Raw genomic sequence first — 12465 nt, 5'->3', positions numbered from 1 at the left:
AGGCGTAATCGCGCCTCGTCGGCTCAGTCGTCGGCCGGCCGCGGGGTATCGCCGAAGATCCGTTCCAAGTCCTCGTCGTCGTAGTTGACCAGCAGGCGGTCCTCGTCCTTGAACGTCCGGAGGACGATGTTCGTCGTCGAGTTGTCCACGCCCTCGGTCTGGATGATCTCCTCCATCAGCTTCTGGAGGTGTTCGTGGTCGCGCACCCGGGAGAGCACGTAGAACGACATCTCGCCGAGCATGAAGAACACGCGCTGGACGCCCGAGAGACCCGCGATCTTCTCGGCGACCTCCTCGTAGCCCGGGCCGTCGTAGTCGGCGTTGATCTCCGTGATCGCCGTCAGCTCCAAGCCGAGTTTCTGCGGGTCGAGCTGGGCGATCTCGCCCTGGACGATGTCTTTCTCCCGGTAGTTCTCCATCCGGTAGTAGATCGTGGAGGTGCTGACGTCGAGTTCCTCGCTCAGTTCGTCGACGTCGATGTCACCGTTCTCGTCGAGTCTGCGGAGGATCTGGAAGTCCACCTCGTCGAGCGCTACCTTCGTCATTGACTGATCATTGGAGTGCATTTCGGTAATAGCTTGGTTTCGTTCCAATTCGCAAGGGGCGTTTCCGGAAAGATCCCAATCGGGACGCGCCGTCACTGACGCGTCGCGTCCGCGTCGGTGGCCGGGCGGTCCCGCCGCATCGGGTTCCGTTCGCGCTCGGCCGCGACCACGCCGGGATCGAGCGTGACGGCGACCTGGCCGGGGCCGGTGCCCAGCTCGACGACCGTCGTGCCGTCGGGTTCGATCACTGTGCTGTGCCCACAGAACGTGTTGCCGGCCTCCGTACCAGCGCGGTTACAGCCAACGACGTACGCGCCCTGTTCGACCGCGCGCGCCGGCAACAACGTGTGCCAGTCGCGTTCCATCGTGTGCGACCAGGCGGAGACGTTGATCACGACGTCACACTCCGCACGGGCGAGCGCGAGACTCGCCGCCGGGAAGTTCAGGTCGTAACAGATCTGGACGCCGACCCGACCGAACGGGGCGTCGACGACAGCGTACTCGTCGCCGACCGCGTAGACCGCGCGCTCGTCGCCCCAGCAGTGGCGCTTGTCGTAGCGCGCCCGTACGTCACCGTCGCCGTCGAGCCAGACTGCGCTGTTGTACACGTCGTCGCCGTCCTGAACCGGCATCCCGAACAGCACCTCAACGTCGGCGTCGGCGGCAGCCGTTCCGAGCGCCTCGGTCGTGGGGCCAGGGACGGGTTCGGCCACCTCGGGGAGGTCGTCGAAGACGTGGTAGCCGGTCGTGGCGAGTTCCGGGAACACCACCAGGTCCGCGTCCGCGGCAGCGATGGCGTCGGTCATCCGATCGAGCGTGCCGTCGTCGGCCGGGCCGAGCGTGCTCTCGAACTGGACGACGCTGACCGTGAATCGCTTCATCGCCCCTCGAACTCCGGTTCCCGGTCCTCCTGGAACGCCGCGACCGCCTCCTCGTGGTCGTCCGTCTGCGAGCAGATGCGCTGTGCGCGGGTGGCGTCACCGAGCGCGCGGTCGATGTCCACGTCGAAGCTCTCGTTGACGAGGCGCTTGCTCTGGGCCAGCGCGACGGGCGGCCGACCGGCCAACTGATCGGCGAACGCCGCGGCGGCGTCGAGCAGTTCGTCCGCAGGGACTTGCTCGCGCGCGAGGTCCCACTCGACGATCTCCTCGCCTGTGAGTTTCTTCCCGGTGAAGATGAGTTCCTTCGCGCGCGCCTCGCCGATGAGTCTGGGAAGGAGGAACGCGCCGCCGTCGCCGGGCACGAACCCGACGTCGATGAACGTCTCACCGACGACGCCCTCGTCGCTGACGACGCGGAAGTCACAGGCCAGCGCCGTGTCACAGCCGGCGCCGAGCGCGTAGCCGTTGACCGCGGCGATGACCGGCGTGTCGATCCCGCGGAGCGTCCGGACGACGTTCTGGAACAGGCCGAGGCCGGTCTCGTACTCGGCGAAGTCCATCTCCGGGGTCAGCGGCATGTCGTTCAGGTCGACGCCGGCGCAGAACGCGTCGCCGGCGCCCGTCAGGACGATCGCGCGTATCTCGTCGCGGTCGTCCAGACGCTCGAACGCCTCGACCGCACCCCGAAGCAGGGGTTCGTTGTACGCGTTCATGGCGTCGGGCCGGTCGTACGTGACGCGGGCGACGTGGTCGTCTGTCCGTTCGACTCGCAGCGGGGCGTCGATTTCAATCATCAGTGGTTCCTCGTGAGAGAGCTGGTTCGCTGTCGGGGCGCACAGTTCCATCGGGATCGAGCGTGATCGCAGCGTCGACGATTTCCACGCCGTCTTCGGTGGCGAACACGGGGTTCAGGTCCAGTTCCGACACCGAAGGGTTCGCCGCGACGAACTCGGACATCGCGACCAGCAGGTCCACGACCGCGTCGCGGTCGATCGGCGGGTTTCCGCGGGCGCCGTCTAACATCTCCTGGGCGTCGATGTCGGCCAGGAGCGCGCGGGCGTCAGCCTCGGTGAGCGGCAGCGCGCGGAACGCGACGTCCTCCAGGACCTCGACGAACACGCCGCCGAGGCCGCACATCACCACGGGACCGAACTGGTCGTCGTCGACGACGCCGACGATGAGTTCGACGCCGGCGTCGGCCATCGGCGAGACGAGCACGCCGTCGACCTGGGCGTCGGGGTCATACTCGTGGGCCGCCTCCAGCAGGTCGTCGTAGGTGTCGGCGGCGTCGTCGGCACTGACGTCCAGTGCGACGCCGCCCGCGTCGGACTTGTGGACGATGTCGGGCGAGACGACCTTCATCGCGACGGGGCCGTCGACCGACGCTGCGGCCTCTCGGGCCTCGTCCGGAGTGGTCGCCAACTCGAAGGGCGTGATCGGCAGGTCGGCCGCCGCGAGTGCCTGTTTGGACTCGAACTCCGAGAGCTGCGTCCGGCCGCCCGCGACCGCGTCGGAGATCGGCTCGGCCGCGTCGGGCCCGTCCGCGAGCTGGAAGTCGCTGCTCTCGCCGGCGGCCGCGACGCGCTCGCCGTAGGTCGCCAGCGCGTCCAGGCTCGCCGTCGCCACGTCGAGCGACTCGACGACGGGAATCCCCTGCTCGCGCAGCACTGCGTGCGGTTCCGTGTCGAATCCTTCGTAGGCACTTTGAACCACCAGGGGTTTCCCGTGCTCTTCGGCGAGGGCGGCCAGGTCGTGGGCCGCTTCGATCTCGACCTCGGTGTACTGCTCGGCGAAGCGGATGCCGTAGCCGCCGAAGAGCCCCGAGAGCATGAGCGCGTCCACGTTCGGGTCGGCGACGATGGCCTCGGCGCAGTCGACGAACACCGACTGGTCCTCGTCGGTGCCGCCCGCGACGTCGACGGGGTTGACGACGCTGGCCGCGTCCGGCAGGACCGCCTGCAGTCGATCCTGGGTCTCGTCGGTAAGCTGTGGGATGGAGAGCCCGCGCTCGGACAGGGCGTCCGCGGCGAGCGTCGCGTGCCCGCCGCCGTCGGCGAGGATGGCGACGTTCTTCCCGTCGGCGCTGGGGAGCGATGACAGCGCGCTCGCGGACGACAGGAGTTCGTCCGAGCGGTCGACGCTGACGACGCCCGCCTGTTCGAGGACGGCGTCCGTCACCGCGGCGTCGCCGGCCAGCGACCCCGTGTGCGAGGACGCCGACCGCTTGCCCACGTCCGAGCGCCCACTTTTCAGCACGACGATGGGCGTGTCGGTCGTCACCTCACGGGCTTCCTCGAGGAAGGCCCGGCCGTCGCTCATCCCCTCGACGTAGCAGACGACCGCGTCGGTTTCGGGGTCGTCGTCGAAAAAGGAGAGGTACTCGTGGAACTGGAGGTCGGCCTCGTTGCCGACGCCGACGTAGTGACTGAAGCCGACGCCCTCGCGGGTGGCGGCTTCGGTGAATAGGGAGATGGCCATGTTCCCGCTCTGACAGAGCAGCGCGAGGTTCCCCTCGGGCACCGTGTCGGCGCCGACGAGGTTCAGGCCCTGGTGGACGTTGATCATCCCCGACGTGTTGGGGCCGATGAGTCTGACGCCGTGTTCGCGCGCGAGGGAGACGATCTCGTCTTCGAGTGCCTCCCCTTGCTCGCCGGCCTCGCCGAAGCCGACGGCGATGACGACCGCGCCCGCCAGGTCCGTGTCCGCGCAGTCTTCGAGGATCTGGGGGACGATCTTCGCGGGCGTGACGATGAGTGCGAGATCGACGCGGCCCGGGATCGCAGACACAGTGGAATAGACGTCGAGGCCGCGGATCTCGTCGGCCGAGGGGTTCACCGGATAGATGTCGCCCTCGTAGCCGCCCTCCTGGAGGGTTTCGATGGCCTGGTAGCCGCGTTTGGTCTCGTCGGTGGAGGCACCGACGACGGCGACGGCGTCGGGGTCCATGATGCGGTCGATGTCGGTCGCGGTGTCCGGCACGATCAGGCCCCCTCGAACGACGGGTCGCGGTCCTCGGCGAACGCGTCGACGCCTTCCTGCCAGTCGTCGGTCGCCATGCAGGCCAGCAGCGCTTCGGCCTCGGCCGTGAGCATGTCGTCGCGCGTCGCCCGGCCGACGCGCCCGAACTGCGCTTTGGCGAACTCCATCGGGATCGGCGCGTTCCCCGCCAGGTCCGCAGCGAGGTCGTCGACGGCGTCGTCGAGGTCGTCTTCGGCGTGGGCGCTCGTGACGATGCCTTCGTGGGCAGCTTCCTCGCCGGTGAGCGACGCGGCCGAGAGGATCAGTTCCTTCGCGCGGGCCTGGCCGACGCGGTCGGCCAGCGTGTAGGTGACGCCGCCGCCGATGTAGGTCCCGATCGAGACTTCCGGAAAACGGAGTTCGGCGTCGTCGGCCATCAGAATGAAGTCCGCGCTCAGCGCCAGTTCCGCACCAGCACCGATGGCGTATCCCTGTACTTTCGCGACCACCGGTTGGGGGTGGGTCTGGACTGCTTCGGCAGCCTCCTGGGCCTGCCAGACGTACTCCCGGCGTTCCTTCTGGGTGCGTTCCGTCTCGTCATGTTTCTCCATGTCAGCGCCCACACAGAAGGCCCGACCCTCGCCTTCGAGGACGACGACGCGAGCGCCCTCCTCGGCGGCCCGGTCGAGTCCGTCGCGGATTCCCTCGTACAACGCGGGCGTCACCGCGTTGAGACTGTCCGGCCGGTTCAGGCGGACGCGTGCGACGTTCCCGTCCCGTTCGTAGATCGTCGGGGACTCCGTCGCTGTGTCTGTCGTTGTCATGGTCAAGCCACTACGTAGACTCAAATCATTTAGCCATATAAAATTTTGCTCGCTCCTAATCCAGAGGTCGAACTTGAGAATTTTCCCAAACAGGGGGTTGAGTTCTACGAAAGATTATTATGTTATTGTGTAGTACACCCTCACGGTAATGTCACACAAAGACATGCACAAACGACGGGACGTGCTGGCAGCGGCAGGCGCAGGAACGTTGACGGCTCTGGCGGGTTGTTCGTCGATCCTCGGCGGCGGCGGCGGTGGCGGCTCGGGCGGTCAACTCCGATTCCTCGGCTTCGGTGGGAACACGCAGAAAGCGCAGATGGGCGTGTTCGACGGCTGGGACTCGGAGACGAGCGTCAAAGGCACGTCCGCTGGCGGAACGACGGAGATGATCTCGCTCATCAAGCAGAACCCCGGCTCGTTCGACGTCGTCGCGTTGAACGACACCGGGATGGCCCGGGCACAGAAGGAAGACGTCCTCGACCCGATCGACCTCTCGAAGGTACCCAACTACGAGAAAAACATCAAGGAGAGCGCTCGCTCGCTGTCGTTCAACATGAACGGCGAGGACACGATGGGGCTCATCCGCGAGAACGGAGCGACCGGCTACGCGTACAACACGGACAAGATCAACAAGAACCTGGATTCCTGGGACGCCGTCCTCGATCCTGCCTACGAGGGCAAAGTGTCGCTCATCGACCGGACGATCGACCGGCTCTCGAACAGCGCGACCGCGGCGGGCATGAACATCAACGAGGTCCCCGGGAACCAGTCCAAGACGGACAAAATGTTCCAGCGGGCGAAAAAGGAGAACCAGAACGTCTTCGCCTACTGGGGCGACGGCGCCACCTCGATCCGCTACCTTCGTCAGGAGAACGCCTGGATCTGTGAGGCCTGGGGCGGTCGCGTCCTGGCACTCCAGAACGAGGGCTACGACAACATCGAGTACGTCATGCCCAAGGAAGGCGCGATGGGGTGGGCCGACAACCTCGCCGTCGTCAAGGGATCGGAGAGTCGCGAGAAAGCCCACGAGCTGCTGAACCACACCTACAAACGCGAGAACCTCCTGACCCTCTCGGATAAGATGAACTACACGGTTCAGGTGAAGAACCCGCCGAAGAAGATGAAGCAGCTGCCCGACTACGCGCCCGCCGAGGACCTGGCGTTCCGTGACTGGAACACGGTCCTCCCCAAGCAGGAAGCCTGGACGCAGCGCCTCGATAAGATCAAACAGAACTAACATCCAATGCTCGAAGTCGAGAACTTCACCAAGTACTATGGTGATCTCTGTGCCGTCGAAGACCTCTCCTTCCACATCGAGGAAGGGGAGTTCGTCACGTTGCTCGGTCCCTCCGGCTGTGGGAAGTCGACCACGCTGCACGCGATCGCCGGACTCGTGGAACCGACCGACGGCCGCATCCTCCTGCGCGGGGAGGACGTGACGGAGCTGCCACCCGAGAAACGCAACATCGGGATGGCGTTCCAGTCCACGGCGCTGTTCCCGCACATGACCGTCCGGGAGAACATCGCCTACGGGCTGAAGATGCACGGCTACTCGACGGGCGACATCGAAGACCGCGTCGAGGAGTCGCTCCAGCTCGTGGACATGCCCGACCACGGCGACCACAAGCCGGGCGAGCTCTCGGGCGGTCAGCAACAGCGCGTCTCGCTGGCCCGCTCGCTCGCGTACGAACCCGACATCCTGCTGCTGGACGAGCCCCTGACGGGCCTGGATCGGGTCCTCCGCGAGGAGATGCGCGGCTGGCTCAACCGCATCCAGCGCGAGGTCGGCGTCACGACGCTGTACGTCACCCACGACCAGGAGGACGCCCTCTCCATGTCGGACAAGGTCGTCGTCCTGAACGACGGGAAGGCCCAGCAGATCGCCAGCCCCGAGGAGATCTACGAGACGCCGACCAACCCGTTCGTCGCGGAGTTCGTCGGCAAATCCACGCAGTTCGACGGGCAGGTCACCCACGAAGACGGCCGGGCGGTCGTCTACAACGACAGCAAGCGGATCACGCTGCCCGACTCGGGCGTCAGTGACGACCAGTCGGTCGCGCTGTACGTCCGTCCGGAGGACATCGACGTGAGCCCCGACCCGACGGGCGCCGAAAACGAGTTCCTCGGCACCGTCACCGACATCGCGAACCTCGGCAACCGAGCGGAGATGACGATCGAACTCGAAGACGAGTCGACGGCGCTCGCACACACCACGCGCTTCCCCGACATCGAGATCGGCGACGACGTCTACCTCAGGTTCCCGGCCGAGCGGGTGATCGTCCTATGAGCGTCGAGCGGGGCGGCCTGGGCAGACTCACGCACGTCATCGGCGAGGGCCTCGAAGGCCGGGTCGCCAACCGCCACCTGGCGCTCTTTGGCCTGGGCTTCGTGGGCCTGTTTTTCATTCTCCCGGTCCTGTTGTTGATCCCGGAGAGTTTAGCGCTCGACTCGTCGACGCCGTTCGAGTCCTACCTGCGTGCGATGGACGGCATCTACGTCGACGCGTTCGTCCGCTCGTTCCTGTTCGGCGTCGTCACGACAGCCGTCACGCTCGCGCTCGCGTACATGCTGTCGTACTTCCTCGCTTTCAGCACCGACCGCGTCCGCACGGCGATGACGCTCATCATCGTCCCGCTGTGGATCGCGTACATCGTCCGGTACTTCGGCATCCTGCTCTTTCTGTCGCCGGCCGGTCCGTTGGCCGACCTGACGGGAATCGAGACGGGACTGCTGTTCACCACGCCGGCGGTCATCATCGGCCTGGCGAACGTGTACCTGCCCTTCGCCGTGTTGCCGATCTACAACTCGCTGAACGCCATCGACGACGAACTCGTCGACGCCTCGCGCGTCCTCGGCGCCGGGAAGTGGCACACCATCGCGAAAGTCATCTTCCCGCTCTCGCTGCCGGGACTGGTCGCCGCCGGACTCATCGTGTTCATCCTCGCGGCCGGGTCGTTCCTCGGGCCGGCGGTGCTGGGCGGGCCCAAGCAGACGATGATCGCGAACGTCATCGCGCAGGCGTTCCTCTCCAACTTCAACATCCAGTTCGCCTCGGCGCTGGCCATCGTCTACACCGTGTTGCTCGTCGGCACCCTGCTGGTGTTCAACACCGTCTTCGACCTGCAGGAGGCGCTCGGTAACATATGAGCACGAGTACGACGGAGCGGCTGGAAGGACTCACCTTCCGTGCGCTCATCACGGTCGTGTTCGCCTTCCTGCTCCTGCCAGTGGTCATCGTCATCCTGACGTCGTTCACCACGCAGACGTTCCCGACGATCCCCCAGGAGGGGTTCTCGATCAAGTGGTACGAGCAGCTCATGGCCGACCAGCAACTGCTGGACGCGCTGACGGTGAGCCTGCTCGTCGCGACGGCGTCGGCGATCCTCTCGGCCATCATCGGGACGATCGCCGCCATCGGCTTCGTCCGCGGGGAGTTCCCCTACAAAGAGCAGATCTCGACGGTCATGCTGCTCCCGATGATCATCTCGCCGGTCATCACGGGGATCGCCCTCGTGCGCTACTTCAGCCAGATCGAACTCCCGTCGGGCTTCCCCGCGCTCATCCTCGGGCACACGGTGCTGTCGCTGCCGTACGTGTTCCTGCTGGTGCGCTCGGAACTGGTCACCTACGACCAGGACCTAGAGCGCGCTTCGCGCGTGCTCGGAGCCGACCCCGTGACGACGTTCCGGCACATCACCGGCCCGATCATCTCGCCGGCGATCCTCGCCGGTGCGTTCATCGCCTTCGTCGTCTCCTTCGGGGAGTTCACCGCGACGCAGTTCCTGATCTCCCCGGGCACGAGCACCGTCCCGGTCGTCATCTACACGATGCTCCGGACGGGGCTGACGCCGACGATCAACGCGCTGTCGGTCGTGCTCATCGTCGTCATGCTCGTGGTCGCCCTGAGCAGTCGGAAACTCTCCTCGACCTGATTCTTTCGCTGTCGATACCCCGTTCAGCGGGCGTCGTGCCGATCGAAAAGAGCGGTCGTTTCAGTACGCAGCGGTGCTACGACGGGTTCGGCGTCTGAACCTGCGAGATGTAGGCCGCGAGGTCGGTCGTCGTGACCATCCCGATGAGGCCCTCGTCCTCGTCGACGACCGGCATGTGATGGAACCCTTCTTCGAGCATCGTGTCGGCCACGTCCTGGATAGAGTCCTGGGCCGTCGTCGTGATCACGTCCGTCGTCATGTAGCGCGACACCGACGTCTCGGCTTTCGGTTTGCTCTCGGAGACGATGGTGACGAAGTCGGTGGTCGTCAGAATGCCTGCGAGCTGGTTGTCCTCGTCGACGACCAGGACCGACCCGATGTCGTTGTCCAGCATGATCTGTGCCGCGTCCTCGACGAGCGTGTCTGGCCGCACGGTGTGCAACCCGGTGGACATGACCCGGGCGACGAAAATATCGTCCATACAGGCACGTCCGCCGGACCGCAGGTGAATGTATTGTAAAATATCACAGACTATTCGGTAGCAATTAGCAAATGTAGTGTTATCGACCCACATAGAACACAACCCCGAAGTTGTTCAATCCGGCACAGCGACGGTCTCGCGAACGGTCAAACACGTGTTTGTGTCTCCTGAAGGCATTTGATGCGTGCCGAAAAACGGTGGAGCATGCACCGACGGCAACTCCTCACGCTCGCCGGCGCCGGTCTCGTCGGACTCGCTGGCTGTCTCTCCGACCCTGGCTCAGGCCCACCGGAGGAGGAACCGAGCGATCCCACCACGACGGATTCCCCGACGAGTTCGCCGACAGGGTCGCCCACCACGTCACCCGACGACCCGCCGTCGCCGGACGGCGTGACCGTCGAGGACGTCGTCGTCCGAAAAGCCGTCACGTACGAGTCGATCATGGGGTCAGGTGGCGTCCTGGCGGCCGAGGGAACCCAATACGTGGTCGCAACGGTGCGGAGCGACCGGAACGACCTGCCATCGTTTACGTTCGAGACGGACGACCAGTCCTGGGAGTCCGGCCTCTCGGACACCGTCGGCGCGGCGAACTTCGCGGTCGCGGGTCACGAGGGCGGGGCGGTCGGTCGCCGTCTCGGCGGCGACGGGGAGTCGTTCCTCGCCTTCGAGATCCCGTCCCCGCTCTCGGCGTCGAATCCGCGCATCCGACTCGGCGGGAGCGACCCCGCCGAGTGGCCGCTGTCCGCCGACGCGACCGCGCGGCTGGCAGCACCCGCGCCCCGCTTCGAACTCGACGAACTGTCCGTCCCGGACATAGTTTCCGAGGGCGACGCCCTGTCGGTCACGCTGACGGTTCGGAACGTCTCGGACACCGACGGCCGCTTCCTGGCGGCGGTGTACTGGCCGACCGCGCGCATCGCCGACGACGACGAGTCCCACCTCGTCGAACGCCAGGTGGCAGCCGGCGAGTCGGCGACCGCGACGCTGGAGCTGTCGACCGAGTACACGGCGGCCGAATCCGGGCCGGTGACGCTCTCGGTCGACGGCCACGTCGCTGCCGAGCGCGAGGTCACCCTGCAGAACGTCTCGACGCCGGCCTGAGCGGCGACTGGCGCGTTAGTGGAGTGGACCGTCGGGAGCGTCCGCGTCCCGCGCGTGCGGGAGCCGTACCTCGACCACGCTCCCCCGCGGCTCGTTTTCCTCGAACGCGAGCGTGCCGCGCGACCGGTCGACCAGCCAGTTGACCAGCCAGAGGCCGAACCCGCTGCCGTGAAAGAGCTGGTCGATGTCGCGGTCGCCGGTCAACACCTCGGCGTCGTCGGCGGGAATGCCCGGCCCGTTGTCGGCGATCCGCACGTTGACCGCTCCGTTGGGCGTACACGACGCGTCGACGCGCACGCGAGGCGCGTCGCTGTCGTTGTGGCGGATCGCGTTGTCGAGCAACTCCTCGAACGCCAGTTCGATGCCGTCGACGGCGAGGACGGGGGCGCGGTCGGGCAACTCCGCAGTCACGGCCGCGTCGGACACCTGTCGCTCGACCCGTTCGAGTTGGCGTGTCAGGATCGGCGTCAGGTCGGCCGTCTGGAACGACTCCGCTCGTTCGAGAATGGTGCTGGCCTGCCGGGCCTGCTCGCTCATCCGGACGAGCGACTCCCCGTGGTCGCGGATCCGGGCCAGTTCCTCGGCGTACTCGTCGCCGAGGTCGCGTTCGAGGAACTCCAGCGTGCTCAAGACGACGTTGACGTTGTTCCGGAGGTTGTGTCGGAGTGCGCGGTTCAACACCTGGAGTTGCACCTCGCGGTCTCGCAGCCGGTTCCGCAAACGCTGGCCCTCCACCAGCGAATCGAGCACTCTGTCGAGACTCCAGGTGTGCTCGGTCGCCAGGAACTCCTCGGGCGGGACGAAGTGCGGGTTCTCACAGAGGGTGTAGCGATAGATGAGCTGGGGGTGCGTCTCGACGACGCCGCGCAGGACCTCGTCGGAGAACCGGGTGCGGTTGTACTGGCAGATGGCGAGACACGCGTGCTCGTCGAGGAAGGGCGTCAGCTTGGCCTCGTACTCCATGAGCCGCTCCGTCCCGGGGTCGCCGCCGAGCTGCCACGTCATCTCTCCGGTGACCCGCAGCGCGTCGAACCCCTCGGCCAGCGCCGCTTCCGTCTCCGTCTCCAGGAACGCCAGCATCTCGTCGGGGTCGAAGTAGCCGTCGCGCAGGTACGTGTCCGCCGGGACCGCCACCTCGAACGCGCCGCTGTCGAGCGCCCGCTCGACGGCCATCCCGCGCGCTTCGAACTCCGATGTGACGTCTTCGACCAGGTTGTCGTCCGCGATGTAGATGCACTTCTCGTCGTTCTCGAGCCCCGCCTCGATGAACGGGAGCGCGGCGTCGAACTGCTCTTGACGGTTCTCGTAGATGAGCGCAAGGTGATCGTGGACGGCGACTTCCTCGATCGCGTCGAGGAGTTCCACTTGCGTCTGCTGTCGCAAGAACGTCGCGTGGTCTTCGAGAGTCCGTCCCATGTCCTTGCTCGGCGACTTCTCACGCAGCTGTTAGTAGTCTTCCGACTCGACGGTGGCGGCGGGACGGCGAGTGACCGTCACTCGGTCAGCGGCTCATCGCTGCCTGGGACGCCACAGACGCCGGCCGCCTCGCCGGCGCGTTCGACGCCCGAAGAGAGGCCGTGCAGTTCCCACGCCGGGTCGTGCCCCGTCTCGGCGCGGTGGTTCTCGATGCACGTGCGCGCTGCCTGGAGCTTCTCGAACGTCTCTTCGAGGTCGCAGGACGGACAGGTGACGGTCGCCCGGTGGGTCGACATTACTCCGACCGAGGAGCGTCGCGGAGTTGAA

13 protein-coding genes are annotated in these 12465 nt (G+C 66.2%); 5 read left to right on the top strand and 8 right to left on the bottom strand.

Going from position 1 to position 12465, the window contains the following annotated elements; genetic code table 11:
• Positions 1-23: 23 nt before the first annotated feature.
• The 5 genes from ACFR9U_RS05985 to ACFR9U_RS05965 all read right to left on the bottom strand — a co-directional run bounded on the left by ACFR9U_RS05985 (position 24) and on the right by ACFR9U_RS05965 (position 5208).
• On the bottom strand, positions 24-545 hold the full coding sequence (locus ACFR9U_RS05985) for an Lrp/AsnC family transcriptional regulator (RefSeq protein WP_247379534.1): 522 nt from the start codon (positions 543-545) through the stop codon (positions 24-26).
• A gap of 92 nt (positions 546-637) precedes the next feature.
• A complete protein-coding gene (locus ACFR9U_RS05980; RefSeq protein WP_247379537.1) occupies positions 638-1426 on the bottom strand; it encodes a carbon-nitrogen hydrolase family protein in 789 nt (262 codons plus the stop codon).
• The gene (locus tag ACFR9U_RS05975; RefSeq protein WP_247379539.1) at positions 1423-2220 is read right to left on the bottom strand and encodes an enoyl-CoA hydratase/isomerase family protein; all 798 of its coding nucleotides are present in this window, start codon (positions 2218-2220) and stop codon (positions 1423-1425) included. Before ACFR9U_RS05975 ends, ACFR9U_RS05980 begins: the two co-directional genes overlap by 4 nt.
• On the bottom strand, positions 2213-4405 hold the full coding sequence (locus ACFR9U_RS05970; protein ID WP_247379541.1) for an acetate--CoA ligase family protein: 2193 nt from the start codon (positions 4403-4405) through the stop codon (positions 2213-2215). Before ACFR9U_RS05970 ends, ACFR9U_RS05975 begins: the two co-directional genes overlap by 8 nt.
• 2 nt (positions 4406-4407) lie before the next feature.
• Positions 4408-5208: an enoyl-CoA hydratase/isomerase family protein gene (locus tag ACFR9U_RS05965; protein WP_247379543.1), complete on the bottom strand. Its 801-nt coding sequence runs from the start codon at positions 5206-5208 to the stop codon at positions 4408-4410.
• Between the two features lie 148 nt (positions 5209-5356).
• On the opposite strand from ACFR9U_RS05965, the gene ACFR9U_RS05960 reads away from it, so the two are divergent.
• Genes ACFR9U_RS05960 through ACFR9U_RS05945 form a run of 4 tightly spaced genes read left to right on the top strand, consistent with a single transcriptional unit; the run spans position 5357 to position 9140 of the window.
• Positions 5357-6445, top strand: a complete 1089-nt coding sequence (locus ACFR9U_RS05960; RefSeq protein ID WP_247379545.1) for an ABC transporter substrate-binding protein — start codon at positions 5357-5359, stop codon at positions 6443-6445.
• A gap of 6 nt (positions 6446-6451) precedes the next feature.
• On the top strand, positions 6452-7495 hold the full coding sequence (locus ACFR9U_RS05955) for an ABC transporter ATP-binding protein (RefSeq protein ID WP_247379547.1): 1044 nt from the start codon (positions 6452-6454) through the stop codon (positions 7493-7495).
• Positions 7492-8355, top strand: a complete 864-nt coding sequence (locus ACFR9U_RS05950; RefSeq protein WP_247379549.1) for an ABC transporter permease — start codon at positions 7492-7494, stop codon at positions 8353-8355. Before ACFR9U_RS05955 ends, ACFR9U_RS05950 begins: the two co-directional genes overlap by 4 nt.
• Positions 8352-9140, top strand: a complete 789-nt coding sequence (locus ACFR9U_RS05945; RefSeq protein WP_247379551.1) for an ABC transporter permease — start codon at positions 8352-8354, stop codon at positions 9138-9140. The genes ACFR9U_RS05950 and ACFR9U_RS05945 overlap by 4 nt, the downstream gene beginning before the upstream one ends.
• Positions 9141-9216: 76 nt before the next feature.
• On the opposite strand, the gene ACFR9U_RS05940 is transcribed toward ACFR9U_RS05945, so the two are convergent.
• Positions 9217-9621, bottom strand: coding sequence for a CBS domain-containing protein (locus ACFR9U_RS05940; protein WP_247379554.1), 405 nt, complete (start codon positions 9619-9621; stop codon positions 9217-9219).
• Between the two features lie 204 nt (positions 9622-9825).
• Between ACFR9U_RS05940 and ACFR9U_RS05935 the strand changes: the two genes are divergently transcribed.
• On the top strand, positions 9826-10722 hold the full coding sequence (locus ACFR9U_RS05935) for a hypothetical protein (RefSeq protein WP_247379556.1): 897 nt from the start codon (positions 9826-9828) through the stop codon (positions 10720-10722).
• Positions 10723-10737: 15 nt separating this feature from the next.
• Here the strand turns inward: ACFR9U_RS05935 and ACFR9U_RS05930 are convergent, their stop codons facing one another.
• Complete coding sequence (locus ACFR9U_RS05930; protein WP_247379558.1) at positions 10738-12138, bottom strand: MEDS domain-containing protein; 1401 nt, start codon at positions 12136-12138, stop codon at positions 10738-10740.
• A gap of 77 nt (positions 12139-12215) precedes the next feature.
• The gene (locus ACFR9U_RS05925; RefSeq protein ID WP_247379560.1) at positions 12216-12434 is read right to left on the bottom strand and encodes a DUF7542 family protein; all 219 of its coding nucleotides are present in this window, start codon (positions 12432-12434) and stop codon (positions 12216-12218) included.
• Positions 12435-12465 lie beyond the last annotated feature (31 nt).

It is taken from the genome of Halorientalis brevis (genome assembly GCF_042678165.1).
GTDB classification, from domain to species: domain Archaea; phylum Halobacteriota; class Halobacteria; order Halobacteriales; family Haloarculaceae; genus Halorientalis; species Halorientalis brevis.
The sequence above is the reverse complement of the archived record's forward strand: the minus strand, read 5'-3'. Positions and strand labels throughout refer to the sequence as shown.

Coding starts and splice junctions, on each gene's coding strand:
- ACFR9U_RS05960 (WP_247379545.1), top strand. CDS start 5,357: ATGTCACACAAAGACATGCACAAACGACGGGACGTGCTGGCAGCGGCA.
- ACFR9U_RS05975 (WP_247379539.1), bottom strand. CDS start 2,220: ATGATTGAAATCGACGCCCCGCTGCGAGTCGAACGGACAGACGACCAC.
- ACFR9U_RS05980 (WP_247379537.1), bottom strand. CDS start 1,426: ATGAAGCGATTCACGGTCAGCGTCGTCCAGTTCGAGAGCACGCTCGGC.
- ACFR9U_RS05935 (WP_247379556.1), top strand. CDS start 9,826: ATGCACCGACGGCAACTCCTCACGCTCGCCGGCGCCGGTCTCGTCGGA.
- ACFR9U_RS05945 (WP_247379551.1), top strand. CDS start 8,352: ATGAGCACGAGTACGACGGAGCGGCTGGAAGGACTCACCTTCCGTGCG.
- ACFR9U_RS05940 (WP_247379554.1), bottom strand. CDS start 9,621: ATGGACGATATTTTCGTCGCCCGGGTCATGTCCACCGGGTTGCACACC.
- ACFR9U_RS05925 (WP_247379560.1), bottom strand. CDS start 12,434: ATGTCGACCCACCGGGCGACCGTCACCTGTCCGTCCTGCGACCTCGAA.
- ACFR9U_RS05985 (WP_247379534.1), bottom strand. CDS start 545: ATGACGAAGGTAGCGCTCGACGAGGTGGACTTCCAGATCCTCCGCAGA.
- ACFR9U_RS05930 (WP_247379558.1), bottom strand. CDS start 12,138: ATGGGACGGACTCTCGAAGACCACGCGACGTTCTTGCGACAGCAGACG.
- ACFR9U_RS05950 (WP_247379549.1), top strand. CDS start 7,492: ATGAGCGTCGAGCGGGGCGGCCTGGGCAGACTCACGCACGTCATCGGC.
- ACFR9U_RS05965 (WP_247379543.1), bottom strand. CDS start 5,208: ATGACAACGACAGACACAGCGACGGAGTCCCCGACGATCTACGAACGG.
- ACFR9U_RS05955 (WP_247379547.1), top strand. CDS start 6,452: ATGCTCGAAGTCGAGAACTTCACCAAGTACTATGGTGATCTCTGTGCC.